This window comes from Lihuaxuella thermophila, from assembly GCF_900110165.1.
Taxonomy (GTDB): Bacteria; Bacillota; Bacilli; order Thermoactinomycetales; family Thermoactinomycetaceae; genus Lihuaxuella; species Lihuaxuella thermophila.
Window position 1 is genome coordinate 335,617 of sequence record NZ_FOCQ01000003.1, and the last position, 14,428, is coordinate 350,044.

The 14,428-nt window shown below is 40.9% G+C and carries 15 protein-coding genes; 1 reads left to right on the forward strand and 14 read right to left on the reverse strand.

What is annotated here, in order from left to right; translation table 11 throughout:
- Window positions 1-2 precede the first annotated feature (2 nt).
- The 3 genes from BMW55_RS05115 to BMW55_RS05125 all read right to left on the reverse strand — a co-directional run bounded on the left by BMW55_RS05115 (window position 3) and on the right by BMW55_RS05125 (window position 2,152).
- On the reverse strand, window positions 3-320 hold the full coding sequence (locus BMW55_RS05115; protein ID WP_089965975.1) for a cupin domain-containing protein: 318 nt from the start codon (window positions 318-320) through the stop codon (window positions 3-5).
- Entirely contained in the window at window positions 304-1,104 is an 801-nt protein-coding gene (locus tag BMW55_RS05120) for a YqcI/YcgG family protein (protein WP_244527441.1), read from the reverse strand. The genes BMW55_RS05115 and BMW55_RS05120 overlap by 17 nt, the downstream gene beginning before the upstream one ends.
- Window positions 1,105-1,741: 637 nt before the next feature.
- Window positions 1,742-2,152: a VOC family protein gene (locus BMW55_RS05125; RefSeq protein WP_089965977.1), complete on the reverse strand. Its 411-nt coding sequence runs from the start codon at window positions 2,150-2,152 to the stop codon at window positions 1,742-1,744.
- Between the two features lie 632 nt (window positions 2,153-2,784).
- Here BMW55_RS05125 and BMW55_RS05130 point away from each other — a divergent pair.
- Window positions 2,785-4,014, forward strand: coding sequence for a hypothetical protein (locus BMW55_RS05130; protein WP_139179443.1), 1,230 nt, complete (start codon window positions 2,785-2,787; stop codon window positions 4,012-4,014).
- 700 nt (window positions 4,015-4,714) lie between these two features.
- Here BMW55_RS05130 and BMW55_RS05135 read toward each other — a convergent pair.
- From BMW55_RS05135 to BMW55_RS05185, 11 genes are all read right to left on the reverse strand, one after another.
- The gene (locus tag BMW55_RS05135; RefSeq protein ID WP_139179444.1) at window positions 4,715-5,011 is read right to left on the reverse strand and encodes a hypothetical protein; all 297 of its coding nucleotides are present in this window, start codon (window positions 5,009-5,011) and stop codon (window positions 4,715-4,717) included.
- A gap of 230 nt (window positions 5,012-5,241) precedes the next feature.
- Window positions 5,242-6,762, reverse strand: coding sequence for a pyridoxal phosphate-dependent decarboxylase family protein (locus BMW55_RS05140; protein ID WP_089965983.1), 1,521 nt, complete (start codon window positions 6,760-6,762; stop codon window positions 5,242-5,244).
- Window positions 6,763-6,786: 24 nt separating this feature from the next.
- Entirely contained in the window at window positions 6,787-7,329 is a 543-nt protein-coding gene (locus BMW55_RS05145; protein WP_089965985.1) for a hypothetical protein, read from the reverse strand.
- 3 nt (window positions 7,330-7,332) lie between these two features.
- Window positions 7,333-7,665 carry a hypothetical protein gene (locus BMW55_RS05150; RefSeq protein WP_089965987.1) on the reverse strand — a complete coding sequence of 111 codons (333 nt, stop codon included), beginning with the start codon at window positions 7,663-7,665 and terminating at the stop codon, window positions 7,333-7,335.
- Between the two features lie 664 nt (window positions 7,666-8,329).
- Window positions 8,330-9,328 carry a phosphotransferase gene (locus tag BMW55_RS05155; protein WP_089965989.1) on the reverse strand — a complete coding sequence of 333 codons (999 nt, stop codon included), beginning with the start codon at window positions 9,326-9,328 and terminating at the stop codon, window positions 8,330-8,332.
- A 6-nt stretch (window positions 9,329-9,334) separates the two neighbouring features.
- Complete coding sequence (locus BMW55_RS05160; RefSeq protein WP_089965991.1) at window positions 9,335-10,456, reverse strand: DNA glycosylase AlkZ-like family protein; 1,122 nt, start codon at window positions 10,454-10,456, stop codon at window positions 9,335-9,337.
- The gene (locus BMW55_RS05165; RefSeq protein ID WP_089965993.1) at window positions 10,449-10,928 is read right to left on the reverse strand and encodes a hypothetical protein; all 480 of its coding nucleotides are present in this window, start codon (window positions 10,926-10,928) and stop codon (window positions 10,449-10,451) included. Before BMW55_RS05165 ends, BMW55_RS05160 begins: the two co-directional genes overlap by 8 nt.
- An 11-nt stretch (window positions 10,929-10,939) precedes the next feature.
- On the reverse strand, window positions 10,940-12,034 hold the full coding sequence (locus BMW55_RS05170) for a hypothetical protein (protein ID WP_089965996.1): 1,095 nt from the start codon (window positions 12,032-12,034) through the stop codon (window positions 10,940-10,942).
- Between the two features lie 26 nt (window positions 12,035-12,060).
- On the reverse strand, window positions 12,061-12,810 hold the full coding sequence (locus tag BMW55_RS05175; RefSeq protein WP_089965998.1) for a methyltransferase domain-containing protein: 750 nt from the start codon (window positions 12,808-12,810) through the stop codon (window positions 12,061-12,063).
- On the reverse strand, window positions 12,807-13,640 hold the full coding sequence (locus tag BMW55_RS05180) for a class I SAM-dependent methyltransferase (RefSeq protein WP_089966000.1): 834 nt from the start codon (window positions 13,638-13,640) through the stop codon (window positions 12,807-12,809). The genes BMW55_RS05175 and BMW55_RS05180 overlap by 4 nt, the downstream gene beginning before the upstream one ends.
- The gene (locus BMW55_RS05185) at window positions 13,633-14,331 is read right to left on the reverse strand and encodes an NAD(P)-dependent oxidoreductase (RefSeq protein ID WP_089966002.1); all 699 of its coding nucleotides are present in this window, start codon (window positions 14,329-14,331) and stop codon (window positions 13,633-13,635) included. Before BMW55_RS05185 ends, BMW55_RS05180 begins: the two co-directional genes overlap by 8 nt.
- Between the last annotated feature and the right edge of the window lie 97 nt (window positions 14,332-14,428).

The following is a 14,428-nucleotide window of genomic DNA, read 5'->3' on the forward strand; positions in this document are numbered from 1 at the left end:
CTCTACTCCGTCTCGTGCAGTCTGATAATGTACACGCACCCCTCTTCTCCCGCGATAGACGAATGCAGGGTTCCTTTTGGCAGGATCAGACGGTCCCCCGAAGTGCACTTCCAAGACTCTTCACCGATCGTAAAAGTGATCGAGCCCGAGACAATCAACAGCGTCTCGTGCGTCGGGTGTGTGTGCGTCGGATGCTCTCTCCCCGGTGTATCCCGTTGTACCTCCACCGAACCGGTTACCGGCAGCAGTTCCATCACCGCCTGTTCGAGCGTAACCTCTTCGCCGCGAAGCACTCTCGGTCTATCAAAAATCGTATTCATCACTGTTCGACTCCTTTCCCCCGTCATGAAGATTTTTATCTTTTGATCGCAGCAAACCATGAAGGAAGCGGAACGGACATCTGGAGGGGGATTCATTGCTGTCTGTAATGTAGTATTGCTTCCATTCTCTGTTTTTCGGGTCACCGTAAACACCCATCGCCGGGTGAACATCTACCTCGTCGTACTTGACTAAGCGTCGGCGAACCGCTTCACGCCCTTTTTCTCCTTTTGGACCCTGAAGTTCTTCAAACACCCAGCGTGGTTGAAATGTGATCATGAATGTGGCACTGTGCCGGCTTCTGCGTTTGATGTGGGCCGGTGTATTACAGACGACAAAGATCGGTTCCCCGTTGAAGCAAAACTCCCATAGCGGATCGTCCCAGTCCGCCGGAATTTCTTCCGGCCACGGCTTCGGATCATGTTCATGCAAGAATTGAAGCACACTCCAGAATTTCCGCTGATATTGTTCCACTGTCAACTCTTGATGGTACGGCTTAAAAAAGACGGCCAGGGATGTCATCCGCCCCAACCGGCGGAAGATTTCCGTGTATTGAAGCAAACCGTTTCTCAGTTGCATCCATCCCGATTCGCTGTGGTCTTCCACAAACAGATAGCGCAAACCGTCCTTTTTAAGAGCTTCCACACCGAAGATGCAAGGGAATGGAGTCTCTTTAGACAGGAGATCGCGCTCAAAAGCCTTGAACGCCGTCAACCCCCACGACGGGATCTTCCCGGCAACCAGGTCGGCCCGCCGCAGCAGTTGCGTATGCAATAACTCTCCCATTTAACAGCCTCCTAGCGGTTCCGCTGAGTTACACAAGGAGCTGAATGTTTTCAAATTCGTTGATCTCCCAGCACAACCACCTGTAGTCTTTTCTCATTGAGGCGCAGAAGCGACTTCAGTGATGAAACGATCATTTCATCAAAACTTTTTTGGAGTTGCTTAATTTTGTATACCAACCTCCTCACATGCGTCTTCCGGAAAACTCATTCGTCACCGCGAAATAAAGCTGTCATTCCCGTCCTGACCTCCACACCGCATGAAGAGATCCGGAACCATTCGTTCTGGTACTGAACCAATATCATTACAAAAATTAAAGTTCGGACTATTTTAATCATAATAAACAAATTTGAATGAATCAAGAAAATTATATGTTAATTTAGATATTTTATTTATATATTAGTTATTTGTCTGCTTGTATTTGTTCATTTACTGAGAGCTGGAATTCCACCGATAAATTAAATGAGCTGTTGTTGTTCAGAGAATGTTGATTTTTTGACAGCTCTCGATTTCTATCAATAATTTCCGATTTGATTGATCGAAAGGAGATGGATTTCCCTTTGCAATTTTTAAGCACCTAACGGGTCTGTTAGGTGCTTTTTTGACTGGATGACGTTAAACCGGTCGTAATGAGGTGAAGTTAGCTCTTTGCAAGGTTTAATTGCCACGAAACACCATATTTGTCGTTCACCCAGCCGAACTTTTCACTAAATGGATAAGAAGCCAACGGCATCAGAACTCCTCCACCTTGAGATAACTTCTCAAAAAGGTCATCAATTTCTTCTTCTGTATCACACGTTACGTACAGCGACATGGCCGGAGTAAACGTAAAATCATGCTTAACGTTACTATCTATACACATAAACACTTGACCGTTGAGTGAAAATGTGGCATGCACCACTTTTCCCTCCATACCGCCCTCATCGGGACCATACCGGGTTATACTTATGATCCCCGAATTCTTAAACAACGAAGTGTAAAAATTCATCGCTTCTTCCGCCTGACCATCGAACATTAAAAAGGTAGTAATCTTTTGATGTGTATCCCCCACTTAAAACTTCCTCCTTTTATCAAAGGTATAAGCATCATTTCCATTGTAGTTTCAACAAAAAAAAAAAGAGCAAAACATACGTTCCTATTATCCGCGAGTGGAAACAGATTGTCAATGACCATAATGAAAATAATTCAAAAATTTACAATACAAGCGGGGTTACGGAACAATCGATCATCGCGCTCCACTTGCTAGAAGCGATCTTCGTATAGGTACAGCAACCAGAGCGAACGGGAAAACAAGCGGAATCGATGAGAGTGGCTCGAGACGGCCGAAAAACAGGCCGCTGCGAAGGACACATAAATAACCCCTTGCGCTCATTTTCATGTCCCAGAGTGAGATTAAATATTTAATGCGAGACACAGCAAATCCAAGAATTCACAAGCATTTCCGTGTCGAATTTTGTCGAATTTTTAAAAACATGGGTAACACTTTGTAAATTATAATTATTATGTAAGTCAGGAGAGGTCTGAACAACCATACAAGAAGGGAGAGTAGGATCAAGAATCCCGGTCCACCTTGATCATTATCTCCGCGGTGGAATGAGGTGCCCAAGAAAACCAGTGTCACGCATGGGGGTGCTCAAGCGGATCCGAGTTGTAAAATCTTTATTATTGAAAGGGGAACAAGGAATGTTCAAGAAAATTTCCGCTGTTCTGCTCATCGCTACTTTGTTATCTATAGGGTCTTTGGGATTTGCCGCGGGGGATACATTTGCCGCCACTTACTATTGTGATAATGATCGTGCAGCGAGTATGTACCCCTACTGTGATAATACCTATGATGGAGCTTGGGAAAAACTCCTTGGCTACAGCGGGGATGCGAACAGAGACAGTCGTTTAACCAAAGGAAATAGTGGGGCTCAGTATTTCTGGAGATTTTGGAATATACAATCCGGCGAGTATAATCTGAATGTATGGTTAGCAAACTATCGGTTCACCAACACATGTGCCGAATATGCCGCAAATACGGACGCGATACATTCATGCTTTGATCAGAACAGTGCCGCATGGGGATGGAATAGCATTTGGAACAAGTTTATTACTTATGGGAGTCCGCTTGTAGAAGTGAACGCCTTTAATGCCCCGTCTTCTTCGTCAGGTACAGGTGCAGACTTAGTCAGGATCATACAAGCTTCAACTTTATCAACGACCCAGGAAAAAGCTTACCATTCAAACCCGGAAGTGGCATCCATTCAAAAGAAAATGCTGAATGCGATCGACAACTATAAGGATATTCAAGGCAGTTTTCGAATCAAATTTGCCAACATCAATCAGGATGAACGGGTTGATTTTATGGTTTCTGAAGATCATGCCCCAGGAAGCTATGTAAAGATCACTCCAAAGAACGGAACAGTGAAGGAACATAAATCGAATGGAAAGACATTGATTCAATTAAATCATGAAACGAAAACTTTAAGGAAACAAACATTAGCCCCCGTTCAAAAGGTTCAAGGTCCGCGTCACTTTACTAACCAACATGGAGAACCTGTCTATGTTCACCGTCAAGATCCCGCTGATGCCCATGCCGCTTCCAAGGTTACATTCCCCCAAAACTATGCTTTCTGGTTAAAGAATCCGGAAAATAAAGTCGTCGGCCATGAAAAGCTCCTGCAACGCAATGTAACTGTTATCGAAGGAAAACACGATGCTTACATGAGCAAAAAATTAGGTGCAGTAACCTATAAAATGTGGGTCGATACGAAAACAGGGGTATTGTTGAAATTGTCCGGGAAAGACGCGAACGGCAAGGAAGTCTACAGCATCCATGTAACTGACATCAAATTCGACCAAGGTGTTGACAAAACAAAGTTCTCCACCGCCGAACCGCTGGGGTGGAAAAACCTCAGTCAAAACAAGTAAAAAAATAAGCGCAGCCCGGTTCTTCTTATCGCAGGACCGGGCTTGTTTTATAAAATAAATCGCTCATAGGCGATCAGATTCGATCCTTGTGAGAGAGATTGTGCCTCAATCGTTCCCGTATACGATAAGATGAGAGCTACCAACACAGTTAGACTTTTTAGCATTTTTTAACCTACCTCCAAATATGGAGATAGTTTAACCAATCTCGTTTCCCGAAATCGCCCATATGTCGCTGTTAACGATAAGTGCACGTTAGTTCAAAACGATATCAGTATTGAACCATCTAAAATCACATACCACAACGCCCCACCTGCAAAGAAAGGAAGCTCCAATCATGAGCTTCCTTCTTTCCCATAGCTGTTTCCTAGCCACCTTAATAGTATAGAATCTTTTTCGCTTCTAATCCTTCTCGCCATCCCTTCCATTGATTCCAGTCTTGTTCGGAAGTTACATCGACTTTCCAACCTAGTGGGGTTCTTTTTACAGTGATTGCTTCATTGACTCCAGCTCCACCAATCACATATATGTAACAATCTTCACCCTTTTTTGCTTCTTCAATGGATAACTCCCTTTTCTTTCTCGCTTCCTTTACCTTGTAAAGTCTGCCATCCCCGGAATCATTCCAGTCTACTTCTGACCAACTTTCCTCTCCTTTTTTCGTGATATATTTTTTATAATCAGCAGTGATGAATTGAGCTAATCATTTATAATCCTCATTTTTTTGCGCATCTATTGCTTCAATCGCAATATCCAGAGGAATTTTTCCATTGATTTTCGTTTGCACGGCAGAATGATATTTTCTATGTTTTTCCCTGGCTTGATCCCCTTTTTTCTTGTCTTCGATATAATCTCTCTCCAGGATCTCTTGGTATAAAGGTTCATCCTCAAAATCTTTGAGGATCACCGGTTCGATATTCTGATGATACAATAGATAGCTATAGGCCTCACTTGCGGTACGATCTGACGGGCGTGTTGATTTGCACAAAATGAAAACCATGGATCATATCCTGTTCTTTGATATTTAGAAAAGTTATACATATTGTTAACCATTCCGCGGAAATTTTCTATTAGATGGAAATGGGTGAAGGACGGAGCTTGTGCAGAAAATTCGTGTAGTTGAAAAGTGAAATGAACGAAAATAGTTAGATCACTCCTTATATACAATGCAAATAGTTGAGACTTCACACAACTTTCCGTCGAATGAAGTCTCAACGATCCTGCTATTTTTTATCCGTCTATCGTGGGAGAAGACATGGAAACCCCGACCCTGGGTCCCAATTCCTGCAGTTTATTCCATAAGCTCTTAATGTCCTCGAATGTAGTATGAATGTTTCCGATTGAGATTCGGATCACATAACGACCCCGAATAACTGCATGTGAGGCATAAGCCGTTCCAGACTGATTTAATTGTCTCAATAGTTCGTCGTTCAACCGATTCAAATATTCACTGAGAACTCTTTGTTTTTCAGGAGCTGCTTTTTGCCATATAGTCCGAATAGTTTGAGGTACATACCGCAGACAGACTAGTGCAAACGGAGAAGAGGCAGCACAAACAAAATTTGGATGAGCAGAAATTTCCTTGGTCAACCAACGAGTAAGACGAATGCTCTCACCTAAACGGTTAGCTAGTCCCTCACGACCAAAACTTTGAATTACCCACCATATCTTAAGAGAACGAAAGCTACGTCCCAGTTGCAACGTATAATCCATATAGTCGACACTACCATCTTCCTTTTGCGTATTAAGATATTCTGGGATCAGACGAAAACTGTTCGCAAGAACCCCTTTTTGGCGACAGAAGAGTGCTGTAACTTCGAGTGGTGTGTAAAGACATTTGTGGGGGTTCACCACAATGGAATCACCTAATTGCAGATCCTCTGCATTTTCTTTAACTTCTGGTACCAGATACCAGAATCCACCGTATGCTGCATCAATGTGTAACCAGATCCCGTACTTCTTACAGATTTCCGAAATAGAAGAGATGGGATCTACTGCTCCGGTAGCGGTGGTACCCACAGTTGCAACAACTGCCATTGGACGATACCCGTTTTCTAAGTCTAAACAAATTGCTTCCTCCAGCTTCGTTGGAATTAAGCGATAGCTTTCATCTGTTGGCAATCGCACCACATTATCAGTACCGATCCCCAGGGAAATGGCTGCCTTATCTACGGAACTGTGAGCCTGATCAGAAGTATAAAGCCGTAGCCGAGGTACAAAATGTCCAGTTAATCCCTTTGTACGTACATTGAGATCTGAGAGGGAATCCCGTGCAGCTACCAGTGCATAGAAGGTAGCTAAGGATGCTCCGTTTACCAGTACTCCATCTGCTTCATGATTGTATCCAATCATTTCTGCTAACCAGCGGAGAACGATCGTTTCCAATGCAGAGGCTGCTGGAGCGGATTTCCAAACCATTGCATTTACATTTAACGCTGAAATCAGAAGATCTGCTAAGATTCCAGGAAAACTAGCTGAGTTACTGAAGTATGCGTGAAATGAGGGATGATTCCAATGAGTTAAGTGAGGGATAACCTTGTTCCAAGTCTCATTCAGAGTAACTTCGAACGGTACAGGTTTTTCTGGTAGAGGTTTGTCAAGCAAGTTCATTAATTCCTGTGGAGAAATATGAGTGGTAATAGGAATATTACGAATCTGTTCAAAATGTCCCCGAATCAGTTTCATAAGTTTCTGACCATTTCTTTCAAACTCCCAGGGACTCCAATCACCCAAGTCTGCTTGTTGATTCACAGGCAATCTCCTTTCAGTAGATCTCTATTCTTTGCTTAAATCCGGTTTGTTCGCGTAAAATTCACGAAGTAGTGAGGTTCCTCCATCCACAAACTTTTGACAGACCAACCCATGATGCTTGCGATTGTAAACCTGGGACTTTACAAGAGATGTCCAAGCTTTCGCTAAGTCAGCAGGCCATTGTTGTACTTCTCCTAATTCTTTCATTAGCATGGTACGAAGATTCCGGAAGTTTTCCAACATGACATGGTGCTCGGTATTCAACTGGCCGCTAAAACCAGGGCTAAGAAAAGGCGGCATCATGGAGGGGCGGATTAAATCTTCGTAAAGATGCCGAGGAAAATCTGCTGAATACTTCATGACGGCGGTAGAAGCGTTGAAAAGTACGGTAAGACGTTGAAGTGAAGAAGATACACAAGACCAATCACGATGTCTTACCGAGTCCAGACTGACTTCCAGTGCCGTATTCATTACCACCAAAAGCACATGAAAAATTTGGTGACCCTGCTTCCAACGAAGTACTGCCTGTTGATAAGCAGAAGGGATCGAGGTGGCATCTGCTTTCAATTCTTATGTCCCCTTTCCAGAAGCCTCGCAAATCTTCACCCATCTCTCCAACGTGACCTGAAAGACGACTAACCATCCCAAAAGAATCTCGTATTTATCCTTATCCTCAAGACTTGTCTTATCTAAATCCCTGGTTTGTTTCTCATATAAGCTGAGGCAAGCCCTTGACCATTCTATGAGATCTGGCGAGCTTCTCAACAAACGAAAGTATAAGTCATATTCTGTTGGTGTGGAAGATCCATGAATATCATCAGGAACTTTAGAATCAGCCGGGATGGATAGCGGTTGAATTAAACTATAGTCAGGTAAAACTTTTGAATCTCTGTCCTCATTCATCATTTCTCCTCCTTGTACCTAATATGGGCATGGAATTAGACATACTCAAAGCCTTACTGTTCATTTTGCATGAGGTAAACTCTTTTTGTTATATCCAATTGTTTTTATCTAAGTAAAATTATACAACATAAATTAGAGTACTACAAGTATTCTGAGAACAAGCAAATTGAATCAAGCTCGGTAAAAAAAACAAGCATAAAAAAAGCCCTCTCCACGAGTGGCTCAAAAAAGAACGTATTCTTGTTACCCCCTCTTGATACTGAAATATATAATACAAAAACCCCCTCGAACTATCGAGAGGGAGTTGGTTGGTGGAGCATAGCGGGCTCGAACCGCTGACCTCTACACTGCCAGTGTGACACCGCCCGATAATCCTGGTGAATTTTAGTGTACTTCAGTTGAAAAACCCGCATGAAATCGGGAATCTTCGCAGCCCAAATCTACTCTGGTTCACCCTAGTTATCAGTAGTGCGTGATCAAAATGTGATCAAGGTCTGATTAGGCCAAATTCCCTCAAAAATGAGCCCCCATTTTTGCTTCACAGCGCCATTTTTATTGAACATTTTTTGAACTTAACCATCGCCCTTACATCAGGTTCTACAATAAGATCGATAGTTTTTTCTAATGTCTGAAGTACCTTATCGGGGATTTCTGTCTTGGATCTCTAATCAATAACCTTTGTTACCACTAAATCCACAACATCCTTTAGCTCATTCCAATAATCACTTATCCACAATATCTCCTCAAAAAAGCGAACCGATTCATGATTCCACTCCTCAACATCGGCCCAACACCATTTAGGAGATTCATAACACCACAAGAGTCTTAAAGAGCGAATTAGATCCTCTTTCGATAATGGAAGATGCTCATTATATCCAGATACAAATGATGAAACTGTTTCTAAATTCAATTGCGATGAATAGGAATCAAAGGTACAAGACAAGAGAGCACGAGCAATGTCTAATTCACAATAACCTACTTTTACCCGATCAAAATCCAATATGGCCATACACTTCGTAGGAGAAAACAAGAAATTATCAACCCACAAATCCCAATGAATCCAATGAGGATGACATTTTCTTAAGTCATCTAATTGTATTTGGTTTACGATCTTCCACTGATTTTCTAATGCTCGAATAACGCGGCTTGACGGTTGTAATATTTGTGCCCTTTCCCATTGATCTCTCCAGCTTTTCAATATTTTTTCTTTATCCAATGACCATGATGTTTTTGTAGCTGGTATCTTTTTTAAAAGGGTATGCATATATCCAATAGCTTTTCCCAAGTCATAAATCTGTTCAATGTTTACCTCTCCGGGCTTAACTAAAACCCCTTCAATGTAATCCATTAATGTATAGTTAATCCCATCGTTTGTTTGTAAAACAAACCGATCTCGGAATCGGTAAAGCTTCGGACATGGGATTCCGTTTTTGTTGAGTCTATCTTGAATAGTTAAAGAAACTTCAATTAAAGACAACCGCTCCAATGAATACCGCATAGGTGAATATTGTTTTGCAAATAATTTTCCAACATTCGTCTCCAATACCCACTTGAAATTCTTCCAGCCTCTATAGACCGGGATCGTTGAATAAACTCGTATTTCAAATTTCCACTCTATATCGCGAATAATTTTCTCCATTATTTCATTCTCTTTTAATTCCATTGGGAGTTACCCCTTTCTCCAAAATGCTTCTAACCTCATAAGTTGTTCATCAATCTTATTCACTAATTGAGTTTCTACCTGTTCAAAAATCTTGTATTCAACCCGCTTGTCTTCTTTCCTCCATAACCACTTTCCAATGATCCTACCATTTAAAAGGATGCAGGAGGAAATTTCTCCATTTTTCAAAAATACTTCTTTGGCTTTTTGATCAGCATAACGCCATCGTGACTCATAATATCCTTTTAATGTTGGGTCATCATACGCACAAATTGAAAAAAACGGGTAATCAAAAGGTTTAGTCAAAATCAGCTCCTCAGCATTTTCCTTTGTGATGTAAAGTTCAGAACCGAAAGAATCGATTAGAATCTTTTGATATCCCTTTGCAGAAAGATGTTTTTGAACAACCCGTTTATCCAAACCAGTCCACCAGCATATATCCTTAAATGAAACGGGTCCATAGTGTTTAATATAAAGATCAATTAGCTTCTCTTCAGCCTCTTCTTTCTCTACCGAACTCAAATTCAGTTCAGGATAGATATTTGGGGTATACCCATAGGTTCGAGATTCCTTTGTCCACTGGCTACTATCATTTATGTAACAGAAAGTCCCTTCTTCCCAACAGTGCTTAATAATTCTCCTTAGTAAATAAATTGGATTTGATAACTGCTTCTTAATACGTTCAAAAAACGGTTGTTCAAGAATGTTATGTATCATGTCTTCAGCCGAATATGGTTTTAATCTAACTAGTTCAATGAGATATTCTTTACATAGGGCAATATCGCGTTCATTGACACCTATCTTCTTATAAGATCTTGTGCAAATGGGTAATCGCTGTTTTAATGTTGCTTGATGTACAATAGGGGCTACTTGAATCGGGACAATATGTAACGTTTTTCTCATACAGCGAAGCTTTATTAAAGATGATCTCATTTGTTGCTCTAAGTCTATAGGTTGGAACCCTTCGATTCTTGTAAAAAGTGAAACAAAAGGTGTAGAGATACGGGCAGCGTGTAGCCCAACTAAGCTGGAGATCGCCTGCTGGACACACGCTGCTTTTGCATGAGGGGCTAAATGATGTTTCTTGAGAAAATAACTTCTTAATTGATTTAAAGGAATACGTTCAGACATTTTTTCGCCTCGATTGTAGAAATGTTAGTAACTCAGGCTTGTTGTCGATGATCATATAAGACTGAGGGGCCACAAACTTAAACCGATCTCTAAGCTCTTGTAATGAAACCGGATCAATCTTCTCGACAGATAAAACTGGTATCGCAAATCCTTTTTCAAGTCCTTCAAGATACTTTAATGTTGCTTCATATGCACCCGTGCCAGGTTCTTCGTTTTCACAAATCTGAGCAATCTCATGAGCCGACCCAATAATAGGTTTTCCTAATTTTACTATACCTGTGACAGATTTAACAGGTGAAACCAAATAGATGAACGCAGTCACTGGTCGGTTAATGAATTTCCGCCGATATTCATACCTTTTATATCCATCCAGCATTTGTTCAAAGTATTTCTCTTTCAAACTAAGCACAATAAACGTCTCACTAGAATGAGGTTTCGTTTCGATCCCCAAGGAAAGTTGCTCATTTTGCATATCGATCTCCCTTACTTGTCCAAAATGAGTTGAAAATAATCAACCGAATAGTTTCGGAAAAGTTTACTGGGCTTTTTAACCCACTCCTGTACTTCACCCCAAAGCTTATCAAATCCTTCCATACCATACATGGACAAAAAGGCGGAAAAGTCAATCAACCCCTTGGGCAAATAATCATAAGCACCTTTCCGAACATATAAAGATTTCGAAAACTTGGCTCCTGACCAATCTACAATTACAGGTGCAAATACCCTTGTTGCAATTTGCGAATACCCCAATTCAAGAAGCCCCTCACAATGTACACGAAGGGCCCAAACCCCTGACCAATCTCCGCCATCAACCATGATGCTTAACGTTTCATTTTCTTGATCTTCTTCTATGATAAATGCTCCCTTTATGAGATCACGCAGAGCTGCATTAAAGTCCACAAAATCTTGATTGTCTTCACGAATCGTAATTTTATGTTCACCATGTTCAAAACAACGACTTACCAGCGATATGGAATCTTCAGTCATATCCATAATTTTTATTGTCCGGGCGTGCTTGTCTGCAAACTTACATACAGGGCAAGGAAACCGTACATGAAGTTTCTGATCACTCGGGCTAACAATTCTTGCAAATCTATCATGATTTTGCAAAATTTGAAGCAAAACTCTTCTCACAGTAGGCAGTTTTTGATATTCCTCATATGAACGAATAATATGAGGAACTCCTGTTTTCTTCGATAATTCTGCAAAGATATAACGAAAGAACTCCATATTTTTATCCGCCAATGATTGACCGTCTTGGATGATGTCGGCAAGACTTTTTTGATAAATAACACCATCAACCGTCAATTTCTGTGCAGGACTGTTTTCCAATTGGTCAAATATAACTTTGACTGGTAATGAATAATAATCTCCCAAGTATTTACCAACAGCAAACGAGGTCATCATCGTTGTTACCGTTCCCAGATGAGGATGGCTGTTTGGCTGAGCGGAACAGTTGATAATAATCTCTTTCTTGCCTTGTATTTTGTTGTGAACAAGATCGGCAATGTCTGACATGATATATCCGATTCCTCCAGGAGGATAAAAAACATTATCCAAGCTTGCTAAGGTTCCCATTATAAATTCCTCCATATGATTGATTTTCAATGACTTAGTGCAAAAACAATCACCGAATCATAATAAAGATCATTGGTTATATTCACTTTCTCCAAATGGAGAACTTCATAAGAATAACGATGCGCGACATAATCTATCAACTTTAGATTTAAATAAGAATTATCGAGGCCTTCTTTATCAATCAAATGGGCACTCCTTGTCCAATTTGCACCGATAACCCTGCCCCCAGGTTTCAAATATTTCTTGAGAAACCCAAAACAGTTTATAAACTTTTCAGGCGTTTGAGCCAACCCAAAAGTACCGAACTCGGTAATTAAATCATATTTACAATTGTCCAAGATGGCAGGCCAATCACTCATCGCATCAAAAATCAGATAATTTTGCACCTTCTTTTTCATTTCTAAGACATGCTGATCCGTTTTGTTGCATAGTCTGAGAGCTTCTTGGTAACACGGCGGGACTTCATCACTTTGAACAAAATCATTGAGAACCTTTAAAGCCTCGACGGAGATGTCATTGCAAGTAATTGACTTTACATCATTTAAAGGGATTGACCACAATAAGGTAGATGGACCTGCACCAAGATCGAGCCAATCACCTCCCAGTCCTAACTCATCCAAAATCATAAGTATGTTTTCGGTTCCTTGACCAAAACGAAATTCTCCATAGTAATAGTTCTTGAAGTAGTTCTGAAAATAGTCCAATCTTTTCTGATTTAAAACTTCCGACTGAAAATCGGTTACCTTCACCCTGTTTTTCAATTGGGAAGTTCTCATAATGAAACCCCTCTCAACATTAATTTCTTTTTCAGCAGTAAAATCATTCTCTCAGAATCGGTAGTATAAGAGGCCCGATTATAATCTCCATAAACCTCTGTAACTTCCAAAGCAGTTTCCTTACACAATGAACGAAAATGGTCAAAATCGTATTTTCTTAGTAACATGTTTGTCACATAGGTTTCTTTTTGGTTGTTTCCTTCAATTTCGTAGAAAAATTCAACAATCAATGAACTTGGCAGATCATGTTGAATGCGAGAACGAGTTAACGATTTTCCATTAGGTAATTGTCTCGTCCATTCCCTAATTAACTCACCGTTAGGAAAAGACGGGTCATAGTAGCTTGGTCCAATATGGCTTTTTGATTTATGAGAAAATGTAGCCAGATCAATCATGATAGTTCCATCCATTGAAAGATGCTTACGAAAAGATAGAAGAGCTTTAATCGCATCATGTTCATTGGCCAACAATTGAAAAGCTTCTTGAGGGACAAGAACTAAATCAAATTCCCTTTCTAAATTCATGTCCCTCATATCTGAAACAATTGCCAGCATTCGGTCTTGACGATTCGCTTGCTTTATCTTTTCCTTCACTTTATCAACCATGGATTTCTCAAGATCCACTTGTGTAACAAAACACCCTGTCTCCGCTAACCAAGAAACATTACGGCCCGAACCACACGGAACCTCTAGGATAGAATAGACATCGGAACTCACTAAACTTTGCAAAAAATGTTGATCTACATCAGTGACGTATTCAACATCATAAAACTGCGCACGTTCTTGATACGTAATTTTTCTCGTGTCCGAGATAGTTGAAAGATTAGGCATTGTGTACCCTCTCTCGATTAACCATTTCCATATGCCTTGCTACTTCATGATGAACAATTCTTCCATTTTCAATGATTTTCCCAGCAGCCGATATACTGTCACAGAAGGTCGGGTTGAAAATACTCTCCCCTAAATTAAGAAGATAAGGTGCAACTAAAGGACTTACAGCTCTCGTTGTAGTTGCGGGCACTGCTGCTGGCAACAAATCAATTTTGCAATGAAGCACACCAAATCTTTCATAAACCGGTTGATCAAACGATGTAAACTTAGAAAATGTGGGGAGATAACCTGAACCATAACCACAAGTTACATCTACAATCATCGAACCGGGCTTCATCATTTTTACCATTTCCTCATCAATCATTGGTGGCGTATCATATGTAGAAATTTGAATCGCACCAATTACGAGATCCGCATCTTTTAACTCGTTGACCAAAACTTCGCGCGAATTAACCAAACATCGTACAGAAGGAGGAACTGTAGCCTGAAACCGACGCAATTTTTCTCGATTTGTTCCCAATACGACGACTTCTGCACCTAATGCAACCGCAAGGCGAATTGCTGCACCTCCGGCTGTTCCATAACCAATAACCACAACCTTTGGGGGTTTCACTCCAACAACATCACTTAATAAAACCCCTGAACCTCCCAAATGGCTCTGTAAATGATAGGCCCCATAGAGGACAGCCATCTTATACTGACCCCATAAGACCCCAGACAAACTCTAAGTTATTATAGAATAGGGTTGAAAGGGGTTTTTCTTATGCCTAGAAGAAAGTGGTCTGCTG